The sequence below is a fragment of the Specibacter sp. NPDC078692 genome, assembly GCF_040686835.1.
Taxonomy (GTDB): domain Bacteria; phylum Actinomycetota; class Actinomycetes; order Actinomycetales; family Micrococcaceae; genus Specibacter.
In genome coordinates this window covers 41,209-58,239 of the sequence record NZ_JBFBLV010000027.1, presented here as the reverse complement: position 1 = coordinate 58,239, position 17,031 = coordinate 41,209, and the positions used below count along the sequence as shown (strand labels likewise).

16 protein-coding genes are annotated in these 17,031 nt (G+C 56.9%); 3 read left to right on the top strand and 13 right to left on the bottom strand.

The window, feature by feature from the left end; genetic code table 11:
• Positions 1–535: 535 nt before the first annotated feature.
• From AB0O97_RS16235 to AB0O97_RS16200, 8 genes are read right to left on the bottom strand one after another with little or no spacing between them, the layout of a single operon-like run.
• Positions 536–1,210, bottom strand: coding sequence for a hypothetical protein (locus AB0O97_RS16235; RefSeq protein ID WP_363884030.1), 675 nt, complete (start codon positions 1,208–1,210; stop codon positions 536–538).
• 11 nt (positions 1,211–1,221) lie between these two features.
• Positions 1,222–2,829: a peptidoglycan DD-metalloendopeptidase family protein gene (locus tag AB0O97_RS16230; protein ID WP_363884029.1), complete on the bottom strand. Its 1,608-nt coding sequence runs from the start codon at positions 2,827–2,829 to the stop codon at positions 1,222–1,224.
• Between the two features lie 9 nt (positions 2,830–2,838).
• Positions 2,839–4,950: a hypothetical protein gene (locus AB0O97_RS16225; RefSeq protein WP_363884028.1), complete on the bottom strand. Its 2,112-nt coding sequence runs from the start codon at positions 4,948–4,950 to the stop codon at positions 2,839–2,841.
• Positions 4,947–7,493: an ATP-binding protein gene (locus AB0O97_RS16220; protein ID WP_363884026.1), complete on the bottom strand. Its 2,547-nt coding sequence runs from the start codon at positions 7,491–7,493 to the stop codon at positions 4,947–4,949. The genes AB0O97_RS16225 and AB0O97_RS16220 overlap by 4 nt, the downstream gene beginning before the upstream one ends.
• Before the next feature lie 25 nt (positions 7,494–7,518).
• Positions 7,519–8,052: a hypothetical protein gene (locus AB0O97_RS16215; protein ID WP_363884024.1), complete on the bottom strand. Its 534-nt coding sequence runs from the start codon at positions 8,050–8,052 to the stop codon at positions 7,519–7,521.
• Between the two features lie 3 nt (positions 8,053–8,055).
• Positions 8,056–8,388, bottom strand: coding sequence for a hypothetical protein (locus AB0O97_RS16210; RefSeq protein ID WP_363884022.1), 333 nt, complete (start codon positions 8,386–8,388; stop codon positions 8,056–8,058).
• A gap of 3 nt (positions 8,389–8,391) precedes the next feature.
• Positions 8,392–9,381 carry a conjugal transfer protein gene (locus AB0O97_RS16205; RefSeq protein ID WP_363884020.1) on the bottom strand — a complete coding sequence of 330 codons (990 nt, stop codon included), beginning with the start codon at positions 9,379–9,381 and terminating at the stop codon, positions 8,392–8,394.
• 2 nt (positions 9,382–9,383) lie between these two features.
• Entirely contained in the window at positions 9,384–9,860 is a 477-nt protein-coding gene (locus AB0O97_RS16200) for a hypothetical protein (RefSeq protein ID WP_363884018.1), read from the bottom strand.
• Positions 9,861–9,920: 60 nt separating this feature from the next.
• Here AB0O97_RS16200 and AB0O97_RS16195 point away from each other — a divergent pair, with 60 nt between their 5' ends.
• Both AB0O97_RS16195 and AB0O97_RS16190 read left to right on the top strand, forming a co-directional pair.
• Positions 9,921–10,724: a hypothetical protein gene (locus tag AB0O97_RS16195; RefSeq protein WP_363884016.1), complete on the top strand. Its 804-nt coding sequence runs from the start codon at positions 9,921–9,923 to the stop codon at positions 10,722–10,724.
• A 498-nt stretch (positions 10,725–11,222) separates the two neighbouring features.
• Positions 11,223–12,149 (top strand): replication protein RepA, encoded by a 927-nt coding sequence (locus AB0O97_RS16190; protein WP_363884015.1) that lies wholly within the window; start codon positions 11,223–11,225, stop codon positions 12,147–12,149.
• A 64-nt stretch (positions 12,150–12,213) separates the two neighbouring features.
• Here the strand turns inward: AB0O97_RS16190 and AB0O97_RS16185 are convergent, their stop codons facing one another.
• The 5 genes from AB0O97_RS16185 to AB0O97_RS16165 form a co-directional block, all read right to left on the bottom strand.
• Positions 12,214–12,810, bottom strand: a complete 597-nt coding sequence (locus tag AB0O97_RS16185) for a hypothetical protein (RefSeq protein WP_363884014.1) — start codon at positions 12,808–12,810, stop codon at positions 12,214–12,216.
• A gap of 2 nt (positions 12,811–12,812) precedes the next feature.
• Complete coding sequence (locus tag AB0O97_RS16180; protein ID WP_363884012.1) at positions 12,813–13,748, bottom strand: ParA family protein; 936 nt, start codon at positions 13,746–13,748, stop codon at positions 12,813–12,815.
• Positions 13,749–14,040: 292 nt separating this feature from the next.
• Entirely contained in the window at positions 14,041–14,931 is an 891-nt protein-coding gene (locus AB0O97_RS16175; protein WP_363884010.1) for a hypothetical protein, read from the bottom strand.
• 293 nt (positions 14,932–15,224) lie between these two features.
• The gene (locus AB0O97_RS16170) at positions 15,225–15,641 is read right to left on the bottom strand and encodes a hypothetical protein (protein WP_363884008.1); all 417 of its coding nucleotides are present in this window, start codon (positions 15,639–15,641) and stop codon (positions 15,225–15,227) included.
• Positions 15,642–15,866: 225 nt separating this feature from the next.
• Positions 15,867–16,181, bottom strand: coding sequence for an HTH domain-containing protein (locus AB0O97_RS16165; protein ID WP_363884006.1), 315 nt, complete (start codon positions 16,179–16,181; stop codon positions 15,867–15,869).
• A gap of 117 nt (positions 16,182–16,298) precedes the next feature.
• Between AB0O97_RS16165 and AB0O97_RS16160 the strand changes: the two genes are divergently transcribed.
• Positions 16,299–17,000: an SAF domain-containing protein gene (locus tag AB0O97_RS16160; protein ID WP_363884004.1), complete on the top strand. Its 702-nt coding sequence runs from the start codon at positions 16,299–16,301 to the stop codon at positions 16,998–17,000.
• Positions 17,001–17,031 lie beyond the last annotated feature (31 nt).

The following is a 17,031-nucleotide window of genomic DNA, read 5'->3' as shown; positions in this document are numbered from 1 at the left end:
AAGTGAGACAAGCGCAATTAATCTGCTTCATCATGGATGAGACAACCCTCTAGATTCCGGGGGTTTCGTGCTTCAACTTAAATGAGACAGGACAGTTTTGCCTCACTTTAGGTGAGGCATTAGGCGGCTTTGTCTCACTTAAGTTGACGCATCTATGTTGGGTTCTGCTCCCCCATTTCACGCATTCAGGCTTGGTCCCTTCCGTGCATCCATGCGTCAGGAGTGCGGCAGATTGCGCTGCAAGCCACGGTGGGATTGCGGCCATGAGGCTGGTTGGCCGACGTGTTGAAATCGTGGCAGGGCCTTCAATGGCAGTGGTGGCGTGGGTGGCTGCTGCAGTTACCGATGGATGTCCTTCCCTTTTTCTTGCATGATTTGTGGCCCTAATTGATGCCACCCGTTGTGTTGATGGTCAGGAAATTGCTGGGTGATCCGTGCAGATTTTGTATGGTGCCGCAAACCGCCTGCCGCCGTTTTTGGGCATAGACAAGAGCCTGGAGAGCAGGTATCTCTCCAGGCCCTTCTGATGGGATGCCTAACGTGTGGGCATGTAGGCGGGGTCTCCGCTGGGGTTGTCCAGGGACGCCACTCGCCAGGTGCCGGCACCCTTTTCAAGGCTCACAATTTTGATGAATCGCAGTGGGGCGGTGGTGATGGTGCCATCTCCGGTGGTGGTTTCGATGTCGAAGGTCATCATGGTTTGAGCCTTGCCGACTTCAATTTGATCGGTTCGAATGACCTTCACTTCGATGGTGGTCAGGGTTGTTTGGGACTTCGTTGAAACGAATTCAGTCCAAGCAGCTCCACCGCGGCCGGCGCCGTAGTTCTGCTCGAGCTGGTCTGCGTAGTGGGTGGTTGCCAGGGGCTTTGCGCGTCCTAGCCAGGCGGTGGGAGAAGTGTCTTTGTAGGAGCGTTGCGTGTAGGCCTGGACGAATTTGGTGCTGGCATTTTTGAGGGCTTCTTCTTCCTGCGCTGGCAGGTATTCCAGAAGGGTGTTGGGGATCTGTGGGGCCGGTGTTGGGTCGCTGAGTGTGGGGGTTGATGCTTCTGTCGTGTCTGGAAGAGATGGGGCTGTGACTCTAGATTCTGCGGAATTTCCTGGTGTTTCGGTGGGTGGGGGAGATTTGATCCAGAGGGTGAGGAAGATGATTCCTAGGACTACGGTGCAGGCCATGGCGATGTTGAGGAGCCGGCCTTTGGGGTTGTTCATGGTGGTCTCCTTCAGCCTTTGATGAGCACGAAGTATTTGGATCCGGGGTTCCAATCCACGGGGTGGAGGAGGGTTCCTTCGGCGGGGTTGAGTGCGGAGTACATCATCCCGTCGCCGGCATAGATTCCAACGTGGGCCCAGTGGTTGTCTCCGTCTGGATTTTGCACAACCAGGTCACCGGGACTGGGGTCGTTGGTCTCGGAACCGACGCTCCATTGTTCGGTGCGTGGGAGGGTTATGCCTGCTTGGGAGTACACCCATTTGACGTAGCCGGAGCAATCCCAGTTTTTGAATTCTCCATGCCCCCAGGCGTAGGTGCCTCCCAGCCCCTTCTTGGCTGCTTCGATAAGAGCCTGCCGTGCCTCCAGCTGGTTGGTGACAGGGCCGGGCCCGTTCTCTTTTGCGTTGTCGCATTGCTCCGCTGTTCCGCCTCCGAGGTTAGCCAGGATGGCCGTGGCGGCCGATGCCCATTTTTCGTATTCGAAGGGGAAGGCTGAACGCTGGACTCTTTGGCCGGCTTCACCCAAGGGCAAGGATTGACGATTGGGTATATCCAGCAGTCCTGCCGGTTCTCCATGATTGGGTCCGCTCTGTCCGCCAAAGAATGCCCTTGCCGCATAGGAGGGGTCCATGAGCTGAGCTACCGTTCCCCATCCTGTCGCCGGTCGCTGTTGCATGAAGTTCAGCGAGTCGTTGTCGCTTCCATCGCCCTGGTTCGGATAGTTCACAGATTCTGGATAGCGGCCCTTGTTACTGAGCATCCGCAACCTCGACTCCTGCAGTGCCACCATGAGGGCAATCTTGATGTCATTGTTTGTTGCACCTGCTTTGAGGCCTTCGGCCTTGATGATCCCGGCGTTCCGCATCTGGTCCGCGTTAAGCGTCATATCCGCGGCGTCAGGGCCTTTGGTGGTGAAGCCTGCCTTCTCAGCTTGGGCCGGTGCTGTGGGCTGGTTGGTGGTCGATGCGTTCTCTATTGTCTTGGTGGGTCCTCCCTGGCCCAGAGTGATTCCTTTCTGCTTCATCCAGGCAACGGGATCCACACTCTTGCCGTTGACTTGGATGGAGAAATGCAGATGGACCCCTGTGGCCATTCCGCTGCGCCCTGTGGCTGCCAGCTCCTGACCTGCAGAGACGGTGTCCCCCTTTTTGACCTTGGCGCTGCCGTTGACAGCGTGCCAGTACCAAATGTGGACACCGTTGCCGGCGTCGATGATGATCCCGTTGCCGCCGTCGCCTGGACCGTCGATGGTGCCGGCCCCAAAGACCGTCAGTACCTTGCCGGCACTGGCGGAGTAGTAGGGGGTGCCTTCAGGGACGCCCGCAATGTCTGATCCATCATGGAAGATCAGTGGCTCTTCGCTTTGAAAGCCTGCCGGGATGACGCCTGGGCCGAAGGGGTTGGCCCGGGGCCCATAGGGACTGGTGAGCTGCCCGACGAGGGGATTGGCGAAGCCACCAACAACGGTCAGGGGAACACAGCCCGGAGTGCCACCTTGGTCCTTTTTCCCGCTTGTGGCAGCCGAAATGGCGCCCAGGGTAATGGTGAGCATCATGGCGATGAAAAAGCAGGGCACCACGATTGCGGCAATGACGCCCAAGGGGAGAAGTTTTTTCATGTTCACGGGCTACTTTGCTGCTGCGCGTAGCTGGGCGAATTTGGCGGCAAGGGCTACAGCTTGAGCTGATTTTTGGGTTCGCTGCGGTGGGGTGTAAACGACTTTGCCCTCCAGCGGCTTCTCCACAGATCCCTGGCCTGTGTTGTTGACGCTGATGCGTGGCTTGACTGCTTTCTGAGCGTCGGCTTGAGATTTCGCTGAGGCTGCAGCTGTGCCCACCTTGGCGCCAATTTTGACGCCCGCGACGATGGCGCCTCCACCGGGAATGAAGTTTGCTGCCATGGAGGCCACCTGCAATCCCTGGGAAACCTTCTTGGAACGTTCAGCATTCTTTGTGGCCTTTGCCGCGGGGGTGGCTGCAGATCCCAGACTGGGCATCGGCGTTGTCGGGCCGGCAGGGCTGGGCGATCCTGGCGGGGTTCCTGGTCCCGGGTTCGGCTGCCCTGGGCTGTCAGGGCCCGCAGTGAGGGCTTTCGCTGCTCCGCCTGCCTTGACAGCTGTAGCTGTGCTGGATGCTCGTTGGGGCCGTGCTGCCGACACTGTCTCGCCAAGGTCCACCAGGTTATCGACGGGTGGGGCGACATGGGGCTGAACTTTGGCTGCGGCCGGCGTCTTTTTGTTTCGGAGGGCATCACTGATGAAGGGGGAAACCACGGGTGCTACCGCTTTTGCGAATTCCGTGACGGGCCTGCTGGGTTCCTTGCGGGTGCCGCTTTTGCCGATCTTGTTGAGCATGTCCCCGAGGGTTTCCCCGGCCTTTTTGGCTTTGCGGCGCATGATGAACAGGATGACGAGTCCTGCAGTCAGCATCATGTTGATGATCGACATTTGTAGGGTCATGCCGAGTGCAGCTGTGCTTTGGAGTACGAGGACCGTCAGCCTCAAATAACCGGCCAGAAGGATCATGGCGAAGACCATGAGGAGCACCGAGCTGGCGATTCCTGCCAGGCCGTACCAGAAGCCTGTCCGAGCAATGTAAGGCAGGATTCCTTGCAGAGTCTGGATCATCAATTTGAAAGCGCTCCAGATGGCGCTGAGCACTGTGAAGACGAAAAAGCAGCAGAGAACAATCATGAAGATGAAAAGCACCAGGCTGCCTGAGCTGATTGTGTAGGTGGAGAGGATCTGGTTGAAGTTGGGGTTTTGGACGTAGTCCTTTGCCTCCTTGTCGCAGTCACCAACGCTGTCCCTGACACTGTTACCACCGTTGAAGGGGTTCTTCTTTTTCATTTCGGTGTTGAACTTCTCGGCACATTTGGCGTCCAGGGTCTTGCCAAAGGCAATCATCTGGGTTGGTTGCCGAATGAACATATCGACCAGGCTGGAGCTGACGCTGTCGGTCAGAACCGTCTTGGCATCGAACTTGCTCCCATCCTGGGGCTGCTCGTCTTTCGGCACCGTGATGCTGATGGCGAGTTTTCCTCCCCAGTCCTGGGCCTGGGTGATTGCTCCTGTGGGGCCAGTGAGTGTAGCCACTGGGTTGGCCAGTACCCCGGTGGCCAGCAATGCCAGCACGATGGCGAGGGTGAACTCAATGAGCGCTGATGAGGTTTTTCCCTTGAGCATGGCAATGCCGGTCACGAAGGCTGTGATCAGGAGGGCGAAGGGGATCCATTTGATCTCTGACATAAGGAGCTGCAGTGAGTCAGCCATGCTCGCGATGGGTGTAGCCAGGATGGACACCCATTCGAAGGAGAGGATGTAGGTGACGACTGCAATGACCAAATTGATGTAGAAGATGTGGCCGGCCCACACCAGGTCTATGGGGTAGGAGATAAGGGTTTTTTCAAAAGTCCAGACATCCCCTCGATCCAGCGGCAGTTCAACGTACTGGTAGATGGGAATGCCTTGTGAATCCTTGAGTCCGCCCATGGTGAGTCCTGGGCCGGTGATTTCAGAAGGTGCACTGGCGAAGGCGGCTTGCGCTCCCATGAGCTCGACCAGAGCGATGAAGGCCAGTGCTGCCGAGATCCGAGAGATCTTGGGATGTCGGTAGATCCAGAAGCGAATCATGTCCCAGAGCACGAAGGCAGCGTTGATGGTTGCTATCCCTGGGTGGTTCAGGAAGACCTCCACGCGGGTGGGGCCCTGGCGGGTTACTGGAAGATCAATGGTCGTCATACTTTTTGCATCTCCCTGGCCTTGGGCGGTGTGGTGAGGACGGCTTTACGTCGGTCCGGGTTTCTGGGTGCCATGATCTGGGCTTTCCCGAACCGGTTGACTGAGTCTCTGACCAGGCATTCACCACGTCGGTGTGCAGGGACCACGCCGCCGTCTCCGATGGGGGAAAGGTGCTTCATCACTGTCTCTACCCAGCGTTCTTCTTTCAGGCCCAGCCAGGCCAGGTTGTTCTTGGCGATGGTTTCGTCACGGCAGCGGAAGACAAAGCGCAGCGGGATGAGCCCGCGGAGGACTTCACCGCCAAAGTCATGCTTGGCGTCATGGGATCCCAGGGCTATGGCGGCCTTGTGCTTTCGGCCATCGCGAATGAGGGAGATGATTTCGTTCTCGCCTTCTGGCGATGTGGTCATGTGATAGCACTCGTCCACCAGGAACAGTGCCATCTGGCTGGAGTCTTCAAAGCAGCGGAATTTTCCAATGGCGGCAAGGAGGGCGTAGATGGCCCGACCCACGATCTTTTCAACACTCAGTTCGCTCTTGAGCGATTCGTTCATGAGTTCGTCACGGGTGGGCTGTTCCAGGCCATCGGTGAGAATTGCTGTGGCTTGGGCGGTCATGGGCAGGGGCGGCAAGGAGGCGTCGAAAAGTACGTCGCTGAACTCTGTGCCGGTGACCACTCGAATCCTGTCTGAGAGGGTCTGGGCCATGGTGGCGCGGTTGCCGTCGAGGCCGGCGCCGGAGTCCAGGAGTTCAACGAGCGCGTTCAGGCTCGTTACTTCTTCTCGCTCTTTCAGGATCCTGGCCAGCAGAGCCCCCTCATCCGAGTTTGATTTGATCCCCAGCAGGACAGAGAGCAACGACTGGGCCAGGCGGCCGCCCACTTGGCGCCCGAAGATCCGCAACGGATCCAGCGAGTATTTGGGGTGCACGACATCGAGGATGACCGTCCGGGATGGGATCAATGACTTGGCGAAGTTGGCGTATTCGCGGTTGGGTGTTCGGTCGATGATGAAGAGGATCCCGCCTCGATCCACAACGTGGCCGGCTGCCGTTTTCAGAAATACAGACTTGCCACCTCCTGGCTCCCCTGCAGCTGCAAAGGATCCGGAGATGTCGCTTTCCATGTTGCCTGCCGGGTTCATCAGCATGGGCGAACGGCGGCCACCGGAGATATTGTCGGCAATGCGGAAGCCTTCTTCGTCGCCCAGGTCATTGGAGGTCAGCGGGATCCCGAAGGCGAACTCACGGCCAGTAGTGATCTGGGCCAGTTCCCGGACCAGGCGAGAGGTGGGAATGCCTGGTTGCATGGCCCACCAGAGTTCTTCCTGGCCGCCCAGCGGTGCATCGAAGGTAAATTCCTTGCGGGCATAGTCATCAGCGATGTACTTGGCCTTGGCTTTGGCTTCTTCAGGGGTGGGTGCGCCCACGGCGATGATGGTTGTGGCCTGAACTTCAACCTCTGAATCGGTGCGGTTGAGAGAGGCGTCGTACTCGATGATGGACCGTGCCACGTCATCAAGATCGTTGGAGCCACCAATGAGGGAATCGGAGGTTCCCTGCTGGCCGTACTGTTCTTCCAGAGCATTCTCAGCCCTCTTGTTCCGCTGTCGTACCTTGGCTGCTGCGGTGGTGCTGAGGCGAATGGCAAAGTCTGCATCAACAGGAAGGTCATCAAGTCTGGAGATGAACTCCACTCCCGGGAAGACAAACCCACCCTTCGGAGTGCCTGTCATGGCCATCATCGTTTGGTACGAGTGCGTCTCATCGCTGGCACTGAGATGGGTGACCTTGAGATACCGGCGCTTGAAGGGGACATACTTTGCGACTTTGGAATCCACCAGGTCACTCTGTCCACCCTCATCCAGATGAGGTTCGGAGAGCTCTGCACCAGAAGAAATGATGTGGTGGCTGCTGGGTTCATCCAGTCGCTCCCGGGAAATTGTCGCTGCCGTGGGCAGAGACAGGTCCATGCCAAGCCCGCGCTGCTGCATGTGCTGATTGACCCAGACCATCTGAGCCGCACCTGCAGGGGAAGGATGGAAATCTGAGGGGATGGCCTCCTGTACTTCTCGGGCGGCCTGCAGGGCATGCTGAATCTCAGTCTGTGTTGCAAACCGCTTGGGCAGCGCGAGCTGCTCCCTCAGCGCAGCATCGGCTGAATGGATGGAGGACTTGGCCCTGTCGAGCGGGCTCAACGGGCGAAGCGGAACCGAAAGGAAATATGCGCGCTCACCCACCGGGACCGTTTGCAGCTCTTCGAATGTGAGCTCCACTTCCGTGAGGTATTCCTGGCTCTCAGCCATGTTGACGCCGGACATCATGCGTTCAACCACCACTGCAGGGTCAAAGTCAGCGCACAACCCCAGAAGCAGTGACTCCCCGAGCATTGCCTGATAGAGGGCTTGGTGGTGGGCCTTTGCCAGGATCTTCTTCTCCAGGTTGTCGAAGCCGTAGGCCAGCCCCTTGAGGCGCCAGGTTGCCCACACGACCCCGGACCGGGTGAACATCAAGTTCTCTGCCATGGAAGTTGCTGGGATACGCATGAATGGTTCCTTGAGTTGTGGGAGGTCAGTGGGATTTGGTCTGTGCCAGCAGCCGCTGGACAGCGGATCCAGTGGTGAGTTCAAGCCGAGCTGGAACACTGGGTGGCTCCACCTCAGCGACGGTCACGGCCGGCTCTGCTGGAGCGGGACCAAGTCTTGGAAGTCTGGGTGTGGTTTGGCCCCTGACAAAGGCGCGGTGTGGGGGCCTGATATTGATGGTTTGGCCCTTGTATTTGCCGGTCAGCGGGGCGAAAGCGGCTGAGCTAGCATCCATGGCAACGATGAGCATGTTGCGTTTTGTCGATGGCAGTTTTCCGCTGAGCCAAGCAACGCCCCAGACGATGAGCAATCCAAGCACCAAATCCAGAAGATCCACCCCTGTTGCCCAGAGAGGGTTTGTCCAAATCAGGACAAACATGGTCACCACACCAAAGATGCCTTGGGCTAGGGTGTACGGGCCTCCAGGGATGGGCGTGCCATCGTGAAATCGGCCCAGCATCTTTTTGAATCGCCGGATTTGTGTGTAGAACCGCCCAACTTCTGGGGCCCGCTCATCCATGGATTACAGCTCCCAGGTATGTGCGGTGTCAGTCACCTGGACAACTGATGAGGCCGCGTTATCAACCTGGCCCTTCAGCCCGTCCTTGATCGTGTTGTATCCGCCCAACACCAGCCAGAGGAAGAGTCCTGCGGCCAGGGCTGCCCCGATGATCGCTGAGACAGCAAACCTGGACTTGATGACCTTGTAGATGAGGAAGCCAACCACAACACCAATTGCACTCTTGACCAGGGTTTCTGTGACCGTGTCAATGAGGGAGTTGGCGGTATCGGTAATGGATGCAGCTACGAGGATGCCGTGGACTTCGGTTGCGTTCTGGAGCACTTCGGTGATCATTGCTTAGTTTCCTTTGGTTGGGTCAACGGTCGAGACCGGAGACTTTTTGGCTTCTGCTTCTGCAGGGGTCAAATCGAGGGATGAAATTTCCCAGCGCTCTGCTCTCGCGACGAGAGTGAGGGCATAAGTGGAGATCAGTTTCTGATCAGTCGTGCTGGTCAGCTGGACTTTGGCCAGGACCTTGAGCTGGGACCCATCACGGGGAGTGCCACTGCTGTTGACATTGGCTTGCAGCGACTGCACCTTCACCGCCGTAAAAGGGGCCGGCACGATAGGAGTCAACGTCGAACTGGGGCTGAGGTACCTATTCATGTCACCCTGACCAGCCACGTAAGCCGCCAGAAACGAAGTGACCGCCTGGGCAGCTGCATCGGTGGGAACCACAGCCTCCGTGTAAACCAGCGAAGCCCCCTGCTCAGATTTCGCAGGCGCAGCGATGGGCGCCGGCAGTCCGACTACACCCATGGAATCCAGACCGGTATTGATCGTGACCAAGAAATACCGCCGAGGCCACACCGCCTGCTTCTTCTCCCCCACCTCCTGAACATTCCCGGCAATGACCACACTGACCAGGTCAGAACTTTCAGCCGGCGTTATCGACGCCACGGCCAGATCCTTGTAGACGGTGGGAGCTGACGGCAGATCCGCGCTCGAGTTCATAGCGACGTAGTTCTGCAGGCTCGTGAAATCCTCCGAACTGGCAGACAACCAAGCCCCCACAAAACCCAGAGCAAAAGCCCCCGTCGATTCGGTTGCAGCACTAAGCGGCTGCGAGCCACCTCCTTCAGCAGCAATGGCCACCGTCGCCGGCTTCATAAAAGCCAGCACCGAGAGGGCCACGCACAGAACCACAGCCAAATAAAAGGCCCCAACAATGGCATTGGCCGTAGCCTGACTGCCGGCAGTGTAACTACTGGTCCTTACCCCTGTGTGCTCAATAGCCGGCTCCTGCTCAGCAAGCTCCACGGGCTCTTTCCTGAAACTGAGTTTCACGGCTAAACATCCTCTCCATGAGGGTGACAAACCCGCTTCACCGCATCAGAAGCATCCTCAAACTCCGCCGACGTCAGCAGACCAATCATCTGGGTGCGATTGCCCTGGTCATACGGGTTCTCCAGGAGATCAGCAGCAGCAGCCATGAGCTTGTCATCGGCGCCAACAATCTTCACCGAATCATCAAGAAAACGGCTCCATTCCTGGTCATTTTCAGGAGTGGAGTAGCCATCTGCTTCGTTCTCTTTTCTGGTCATCGGGGTGCTTCCTTCTGCTGAGGCGAGGTTGGAGGGTCTCTCTTTGCAGATGTAGGCACCAAAAAACCAGTTCAACCAACAAAAATCCTCACTTTTCTTTTGACCAAATACAGAACACCCAAACCCCCCTCTGACCTGCAGCTTTACCAGTTCATCCAGATCCCCACACCAACCACTTCCAGACCAAGCATTAGAAGCCCCAAAAACCATCCAGAAGTTCATCAAGAGCCCCTGAGGAACGTAGCCAGTAAGAGTTCACTGCGATTTCCACAAGGAGCCACCATGGCCACGTCACTAAACACCGCCACATCCCAGCGCAAGACCGAAGGCATGGTCGGAGCCCTCAACCGCCAATGGGAAGTTGAACTCGCAGACACCCTCCACAGCTACGGAGACTGGATCACCATGACCGGCACAGAGGCCCTGTACTTCCTCCAAAGCGCACCCGCCCCCGTCCGCGACTCTCGCTTCCACTTCATAATCCGTTGCGCGCTCGCCGGAGATCTCACTGCCGAACGGGTGCTCCTCCAGGCTTTCCTTCCCAAGGCGGTCCGTTTTGCACACACCTGCAGGGGCTTGCTGTCCATGACTACAGAGGACGCTCTGTGCTCTGCAGTCGCCGCCATGTGGGAATCAATTCGCACCTACAAATTGGCTTGCACCAAGTCGGTTACGGGGAACCTGGTGCTGCGTGCGCTGCGCATCATCACAACGGAATACCCGGCCCAGGATCGCGAAGTGCTGGTGGAAGTCTCCCCGGAGATCATCGATGAGTCTGGCGAATGGGAGAGCCATCACGGTGTTGGCGTTAGGAAGGCCGGCACCTTCAGTTTCCAGCCCATCGAATTTGATTCAGGGGTGGACAAGGTCATGGCGATTCTTGCCTGGGCTTCGGAGTGCGGCGCCCTTTCTCCCCGTGAGGTGAAGATCTTGGGCACCTACTCAACTCTCAGCATTGCCGAATGCAAAGCATGGGCAGAACGGGAAGGCCGTAGCTACCAATCTCTGTGCAACCAGGTCTCCAACCTGCGTTCAAAGCTTGCAAGGGCCATCAAGCGAACCTCACTCAACAGAGGTGCTTGGTGATTCCCAACCACAGCCAGTTGACCGTCATCTACCCGCCGGCCGATCACAAGAGGGGATTCTTCATGGCAACCACAGCACAAGGCTCTGAGATTCTCTTCAAAGATTCTGCCTGGACAAGTTGTGCACATTTCAACAGAGATTCGTCGCTCAACTACAGGAATATATACAGGAATTTTTTTAACTACATGGCGACCCCTCCGCATCCCTTGCTGCGTATGGGAAGCAGAGGGGTGTCGCGTCACAAGATGCACGCGGTGACTCGTCACAAGATGCACGTGGAAATCTATCCAGTCAACGTTCAGACCCCGCGGGAAGCGTCACAAGATGCACGTGCCCTGACCTGCGGAAACAGTCATTTCTCATTCAATCCTTGGAGTGAGAATTCAACTCTTCGTGGCCCGTCACAAGATGCACGTGGACAACTTTGCTCCTCCACAGCCCAGAGGCCCCATCACAACCTGCCGGCCGCGGCCGCCCGCCACATCGGATGAAAAGCTCATGACACAGACACTGAATACAATTGCACGGCAATCGAGCCTTCTCACTGATCGCCAGTTACTACTCTTGGACACTGCTGTTGACCTTGAGCTGGGCGAAGGAGTCACTGACCCCTTGAACTATGCAGCCAGGTTGTGGGCCCAGCTTTCGTTGCCCTACCGGGATCCCGGCGATGCACCTGAATGGGTCCGTCGTAACGGCTCAATTACCCTGAGAATTTCTCCTGGGATGATCACTGCCCGGGATGGATCTCGCACGCGTGCTTACCCGTATGGTGTGATTCCCCGTTACCTCATGACCTGGATGACTACAGAGGCAGTCCGCACCAGGTCTCGCACCCTTCACCTAGGTGACTCACTCTCCCAATTCTTGGGAAAGCTGGGGATGAACGCTTCTGGGGCCAGTGGTCGCAGGATGGTGGACCAGCTTCGGCGCCTCACTGTTTCAACTATGAACATTGAAGATCTCCGCAACGAAAATGAGCGGTGGTCGGTCTCGGGAGCCAATTTCAATGTCACTAGTAAGTACGACCTCTGGTTTAGCAAGGACGATTCCCAGGGCCAACAACCACTCCTGGGATCAACCATCACCTTGTCTGAGGATTTCTACCAAACTGTCGTTGAAGCTCCGGTCCCACTGCGGCCAGAGGTACTCCGGGCCTTGGCTGGCTCCCCCATGCGTCTGGACATGTACACCTGGCTGGTCTACCGATTGTTCAGTTTGCGTCGGCCATCAACCGTCAGCTGGAATCAACTGGCCAACCAGTTTGGTAGCGATTACGCCGTGCAACGCCAGTTCAAGGCAGCGTTTGAAAAGAACCTCCGAGAGGTCAGAATCCTGTATCCGCAAGCCAACTTGGCAGTAATGAAATCCGGTCTCCGTTTGATGCCTTCGGCCCAGCACATCCAGTCCAAGCTAAATCCCTAGGGCCCAGGAGTTGAAATGGCCTGGGCCCCGTCAAGTCAATCGACGGGGCCCAGGCCATTTCAACTTAGTGATTCCTCCGTTTGGGAGGAGTTGACTCGAAATACATCTCATAGGCCATCGTCACCAGGGCGCTGCGCGACGGAGCACCCACTGCCTTCTCCTTGGCTGTCAGCCAGTCCTCCTGCGCCTTATCCAGGCGAAGTTGGATCTGTGTGCCGCTCTTGGTTGAATCAGTAGTTCGACGCCGCCTGGGCATCCCTCCAGGCATTCCGGTCTCGGCCGCCTGGGGGGAAATCTTCTCCATCAGGGCTTCGTCCGTAATGGCATCAAACGCATCAATCAACATGTCCGTGTAGGTACTCATCTCACCCCGGGTTCTGGTTTTGAGAACCTTCAACAGATCATGCGGGAGGTAAACCCCTTTGCTCTTCACCTCAGAGTCAGCTGCCGCTGAAACTGCAGGGGTCTTGGGGGTGGGCGTCTGGGGCTGTGATGAGGGCAGCTCCTGAGGAATGGGCGCAGAAGCCTGCACGGCAGACTCAGTGACCTGACGGGGCGGGAGCAGACCTGCGAGCTTCTTGCCCCGTTCTGTACCTTCAGAAGCTGACTTGGGGGCAGTTGGGGCGAATATAGACGAGAGGTTCTCATGCTTGACGCTCATGTTTACTGCACTCCCTTAATTTCATTCAAACGGGTGAGGATCTCGCCTGTGAGATCCTCGAATTCTGCGGCCACAGCGCTGGCGTTGGATGTAAACATTCCACGCGTCGGCTTCTCCCCCGCCTTCAGAGCTGCCAGGGTTATTGCCTTCTCGCCTTTGGCGGCGCCCTCGAGCTCATAGAACAACAGGCCGCGGTCCCTTGCATCCGCGGCGGCACTTTCCAGATTTCTAATTCTCGTCGTAAAAACCGGGGCTACCTCCCCAAGCATGCCTTCCAATTTCTCCCGAACGCTGCGCTCAAGACGGAGAGACCTTGACCCAACCGCGAAGAGGAGAACTCCAGCGACCTGAAGCACTGGGTTGCGTGGACGAACAGCCTGGAATCGGCGTCCCATACGCTCAACCCCATTCACGCTGCCATCATCAGATTTCGTCGGAATGATGACAGCGGTTGAGACACACAAGGCGCCTTCGACAATCACCTTGTCGCCAGGTGGAGTGTCCATAAGAATCAGGTCGTAGTCTCCAACTATGGGCGCAAGCATTTTATAGAGCATGTCGCCAAAGTCTGATGAGTCATCTCGCCCGGCTCTGACCGCCATGATCGCTGCGATGTCCTCAAGTGCCGGCCCACCAGCTATCACATCCAGATTCTCACGCACATCCTTCAAAATGGGCGGAGTCGTTCCGGTAATGAGTGCAGCTAGGAGTTCCTCGCCGGTCTGTTTCTCGTATCCAAGGTCGCTCTTCATGTCGCCCTGGTGATCCAAGTCGATGACTAGAACACGGTATCCACCCAGTGCTGCGGTGCCGGCGATGTTGGCCGTGGCTGTTGTTTTTCCCACTCCCCCCTTGCCGTTGGCCATGGAAATGACCCTGTCGAGGGCCTGGGAAATGTGCTGGGTCTCTTCCAGCGGGCTTGTGAATGAACTGGTCATGCTGTCTCCTGCGGTAGTGAGTTCTGACAATCTCACTACAAATTCTACCGCACATGAGATGGTATATCACGCGGTAATTCACACCTGATTTACCGCCAAGAATATGGCCCTAGTTCAATCCCTAAGGACAGCCAGTGTTATGACTACATGAATAGTTGGACTTATGGCATAGCTTACTACGTTACATACATCATGACCTCCAACCATATTTATGGCCTTATTTTCCTCAGCTAGGGCGGCAAAATTGACGACTAGCTTCCAACCAAGACTCCAAAATCGGTATTTTCGGACCTCAGCAAGGTCCGAAACTGTGTTTTGCAGGCTTCAAAACCGCCCTCAGCTTGGCGATTCCGGTCCTCAGGTTGTTCCTGTGTTCAGGGGTCTTTCGAGCTTCCAGTGCTTCCTTGGCCGCTTGAGTGGCCTTCCTGGCCTCCTGAGCTCTGCTCTGTGGGTTGAAGGCCTCCCATGCATCATCCAGGGCTGCTGCAGTCAGGAGGAAGGACAAATAGGCCAAGGGGTTGGAGATCTCGTGAGGTGTGGCCCAGCCTCGCTGTGCCGTAAATGAATTCAAGGCATTGGCGAGCGACGATGGTGTCCAGGCGGACGCATTGACGCCGGTCGCAGTCAGTACGTCACAAACTCTTCCAATGTGGCCAAAGTCGGCTAGCCAGAAAAGCCTACGTTCCAGGCCCGCAGCGAGTTTCTGAGTAGCAAGAGGCCGGGGGAGTGGCGTTGGCTTGTTTGGATTTTCTTCTCGGATCCGCGAAGCGGCTGAAGCGCGTGAGCGCTTTTGGTTACTACCTCTTAAGGAGGATTTATTCATAGTAGAACCACTACGTGGTAGGTGGTCGGTCGTTGTCTGCAATACCCATTCTCGGCTCATGGTCAGGCTTCGAGTGGAAGCCTTCTTGGTGTAGCCAAACCCGGTGTCTTTCAATACTTGTTGGCGCTCTTCCTGGGTCAGGTATCGACCTCGGTCAACGGTGGTCATCAGGCCCAGGCATTCAGCCACCTGGCGTGATCTTTTGACCAGTGTTGCGGAAGTGGCTGCCTTGGCTGCGCACGTTGAATGTGAGGTGCGCACATTGCGCCCGGTTAGATGATCGGCGGAATTTGCATCGACGCGCATTACCTTCATGAAAGCTTTGACGCTCAGGCCGCCGAGGCGTTTGCGGGCTTTCACTCCCTCGGGGAGAAGTGCGGCCAGACTGCAGCTTAAAAGCCATCGAGACCTCGTTGACCATGTCGGAACTTCGGCCACGGGTGGAACGCCATCGAGTCGGTTTGAGGTGCATGGTTGCGCTTGAGCTGGCACTTTTTGAGCGCATAGGGGTACCATAAAAGGGACCTTCCAGATTGAAGGACAAGGGAAAGCCCCAGAGATGGAGCTATCTGAAAGGTTGGGTTCAGCCGGCAAGCATTCGCCCAACCATACTTTTCTAAGCAGCCCCGCTCGTCAGAGCGGGGCTCTTTGTTTTAAATTGCTCGCTTGATTGGCAATTCCTCCTGGTACGTGGACCACCATGACGGGAATCCTGCACCACTTAGTTGACTGTTTTTGATGAGCAACTCAACCAGAACCGCCTCAGATGCGGGCTTGTCTGGAGATCCGTAGGCATGCTGTAGACGCCTCAGCTTGGCTTTCGTCGTAGAGGGGATAGTCACGGCTACGCCCTCATATCCGCTAGCCTCACCACGGTTGCGACTCCTAAGCGACACGTCACTGGTTTCTGGCGAGTTCTTGATGATTTCTTCAAGGACTAGGCCCAGAGACAGATTCGTAACGTTCGCAATGGCGTCCAGCTTGGCCTTAACTGAGGGCTCAAGGGTGGCGAACAGAGAGACGTTGCCCATAGCTGCGCCGCGTTGGCGGCGTCCACGGATTGCTGTCATAAAACGACCATAACCCTAGCGCTAGCGTTAAGCGGCATATTTCTTGAATTATTGGGCGTGTCGTAACGCTAGCACTAGCCTTCTACCCGCGGATTTCACGTCTATGGTCTAGCTGTCACACTTAACAAGCCGACACTTTGGGGGACGAGGGGTTGTGGAACTAATTTCGTGGCTGACAGCGAGACCCGATACCTACCCCCAGTGAAGAGAACAACGGGGGAGGAGTTACTTGGTGGGAAGAGCGGAATTCAGCGCGGCAAGCAGGGACTCAATGAGTTCTCCGTGGGCCGCGTACAGGACGCGCTTGCCAGCTCGTCGCTCAATGGGAATGTCCGCGGTGACTGCGCCAAGTTCCTCGAGCGCCAGGATGGCCTTGACCACTGTGGCCCTGGTTAGCCCCACTCCCTTGGCGATTGAGCCCATCTGTGATGGGCCCTCATCGAGGAGGAATTTCAGGATTCCGACACGTGTGGTGGTGCCAAAAACTGCGATGGCCGTCTCTACTTGCTCGCCCAGATTGGCATTGATCACTTTAACCACGCTTCCATCATGCCGTAGGACAGACCATCTTCGGCTACTGTATACTTCATTTATCCAGTTGACTTTAAGCTTACCTCAGCGACTTGTTGGGGGACCCAAACCCAAGGAGGAGCTCACGTGAGCACCGTCAGTACGCGTGAGTCACGCAAATCAAGCCGTTCTGCAGCTGAAAGTGTGGGCAGCCGACCCAAGGAGCTCAAGGGGTTCCAAATGCCCTCCCAGCTGGCTCGGAAGAAGCCGGCCCTCATCTCTCTGTGCATAGCCTTGGCGATGGTTGGCGGGCTCCTCACCTATTTCGGAATGTCGGGCAATGGGCAGGTAAGCGTACTAGTGGTGAAGACCGACCTTGCACGGGGGGCTGTCATTGGCGCAGGAGACCTCACGACCATCGAGGTAGTTGAGAAGTCAGCAGGAGAGTCCATTCCCGCAGACAGGTCCGCGGCAGTAATTGGGCAGAAGGCGTTGGTGGACCTTCCCGAGGGTTCCCTAGTGACCGCTAAGAACATGGGCGAGAGTCTCGGTATCCAATCTGGCAGCTCCGTCGTGGGCGTGGGTCTTGCAAGCTCACAGGCCCCTTCCAGGCCTTTGCAGGCCGGTGACCACGTGCGCATCATTAGGACCCCCACGCAGGGCGCAACAGCGGATCTGAATACTCCCCCCATCTCCGGAGTAGTCGATTCGACCTCCCTGGATGATGTCAAAGGTCTGGTCATTGTTGATGTCGTGGTCTCCACTGATGACGCCCCAAAGGTTGTGGCTTGGTCAGCCTCGGGCAATGCAGGGTTGATCCTGGATCCGCTGACTGAGGCAGGGAAATAACATGGCCTCGATATTTCTTTGTAGCGGTTCC